Source organism: Neoroseomonas rubea, from assembly GCF_016106015.1.
Lineage (GTDB): Bacteria > Pseudomonadota > Alphaproteobacteria > Acetobacterales > Acetobacteraceae > Neoroseomonas > Neoroseomonas rubea.
Genome location: NZ_JACADQ010000734.1, coordinates 1 through 629, shown reverse-complemented (window position 1 = coordinate 629; position 629 = coordinate 1). Strand labels below are relative to the sequence as shown.

The following is a 629-nucleotide window of genomic DNA, read 5'->3' as shown; positions in this document are numbered from 1 at the left end:
GTTCAGACGCGTGCCCTTCCGATCTGCCGGGCCGGTCGTCGCCGCGGCACTGGTCTTCCGCGCCGCGCCGCCGGCCGCGCTCGCCGCGCTGATCGACGATTCGAAGAAGCTGACGCCCGCGCGGCGCGACGCCGCCTTCGGCGCGCTGCGCGCAGCGGCGCGCGACGGCGTGGTGGCCTTCGGCATCGGCGCGGCATCGGCTGCCGAGATCGGCGCGCTGAACATCCTGCGCGCGACGCATCTTGCCATGAGCCGCGCCATCCTGCGGCTGCCGGTCCGCCCCGACCTCGCGCTGGTGGACGGCAACAGCGCGCCGCCCCTGCCCTGCCCGGTGCGCTGCGTGGTCGGCGGCGATGCGCGCTCGCTGTCCATCGCCGCGGCCTCGATCCTGGCGAAGGTGGTGCGGGACCGCGCGATGGCGCGGCTCGATCCGCGCTGGCCGGCCTATGGCTTCGCGCGGCACAGCGGGTATCCGACGGCGGCGCACCTGGCCGCGCTGGCGGCGCACGGGCCATCGCCGCATCACCGGCGCGGCTTCGGCCCGGTGGATCGAGTCTCGTGATGCGCTCACGCGCCGGGCGCCGGCCTGGCTTGCGCGCCGCGCACTGTCGCGCCCGGGCGGGGCGGCC

Annotated in this window: 1 protein-coding gene; it reads left to right on the top strand. The window is 77.3% G+C overall.

Going from position 1 to position 629, the window contains the following annotated elements:
• Window positions 1–10: 10 nt before the first annotated feature.
• On the top strand, window positions 11–562 hold the full coding sequence (locus tag HW577_RS26120; RefSeq protein WP_332837826.1) for a ribonuclease HII: 552 nt from the start codon (window positions 11–13) through the stop codon (window positions 560–562).
• The last annotated feature ends 67 nt before the right edge of the window (window positions 563–629 follow it).